The sequence below is a fragment of the Rhodococcus sp. MPR-R1B genome (assembly GCF_058793255.1).
In genome coordinates this window covers 1-1,688 of record NZ_JBXAFO010000076.1, presented here as the reverse complement: position 1 = coordinate 1,688, position 1,688 = coordinate 1, and the positions used below count along the sequence as shown (strand labels likewise).

Genomic DNA, 1,688 nt, shown 5'->3' with positions numbered 1-1,688 from the left:
TCATCGAGACCCACACGATCAACACCCAACACCTCGGCAAACACCGACGCAACGATCTCCTCCACCGCCGTCACCGGAGCCCTAAACACCGCAACCTCGAACACCGGCTCCGGCAACAACTTCCGATCCAACTTCCCCGAAGCATTCAACGGCAACGCATCCAACACCACAAACTGCGACGGCACCATATACGACGCCAACCGCTCCCCCACACCCACCTTCACCACATCAACATCAACCGAAGACCCCACCGCAGCAGTGACATACGCAACCAACTGATCACGCCACACCACCACCACCACAGAACCCACACCCACCTGATCCCGAACCGCAGCCTCGATCTCCCCCAACTCGATCCGCTGACCACGCAACTTCACCTGAAAATCACTACGACCGACATACTCGAGCTCACCCGACACACCGATCCACCGCACCACATCCCCCGTGCGATACATCCGCGAACCCACCCCACCGAACGGATTCGCCACAAACCGCTCCGCCGACAAATCCACCCGCCCGAAATACCCACGAGCGACCTGCACACCCGACAAATACAACTCACCCGCAACACCCACCGGCACCGGACGCAACCGCGAATCCAACACCAACACCGACGAATTCCACACCGGAGCACCCATCGGCACCACCACACCCACACCATCGAGCGGACCCGCCGCCGTCGCATGCACCGTGAACTCCGTCGGACCATACAAATTATGAACCTCAACCGACGGCAACACCGACAACACCCGACCCACCACCGACGCCGGCAACGCCTCACCCGCCGCGAAAATCACCCGCAACGAACCCAACCCACCACCACCGAGACGCGAAATCGTCGCCTCCGACGCGTCGACCAACTGATCGACGAACACCTCCAACATCGACGGCACAAACGAGACCATCGACACCGACTCCGCCGCCACCACCGACGCCAAATACCCCGGATCCCGATGACCGTCATGAGTAGCCACCACCAACCGAGCACCCACCGCCAACGGAACAAACAACTCCCACACCGACACATCGAACGTCACCGGAGTCTTGAACAACACCACATCAGAACCCGACACCGCATAACGCTCCGCCAACCACGACACCTGATTGACCACACTGCGATGACTGACCGCCACACCCTTCGGCCGACCCGTCGACCCCGACGTGAAAATCACATACGCCGTATTCCCCGACCGCAACGGCGAAACCCGATCCACATCCGAAACAGGAGCATCCGAAAAACCAGACACATCAACAACATCAACCTCGACCACCGGCACCACACCAGCATCGAAACCAACATCAGAAGTACTGACCACACACACCGGCGACGCCGCCGCCAACACATACCCATTACGCTCCGCAGGCTGATCCGGATCCACCGGAACATACCCACCACCAGCCCTGAGCACACCGTAAACCGCAACCAACAAATCAACCGACCGACGAACCGCAACACCCACCAACGACTCCGGCCCCACACCCACCGAAACCAAATACCTGGCAAAACGATTCACCCGAGCATCGAACTCCGCATACGACAACGACACACCCTCGAACGAGAGCGCTACCGCATCCGGAGACGCCGCCACCTGCGCATCGAACCCGTCCAACACCGACACACCCGCAACCTCACGAGCCGTGTCATTCCACCCCTCGAGCACCAACGAACGCTCAACAGAATCCAAAAT

1 protein-coding gene is annotated in these 1,688 nt (G+C 59.8%); it reads right to left on the bottom strand.

Translation table 11 applies throughout. The features are described from left to right. Window positions 1–1,688: non-ribosomal peptide synthetase (locus AC1Q61_RS32685; protein WP_492654936.1), on the bottom strand; the 1,688-nt coding region annotated here is incomplete at both ends.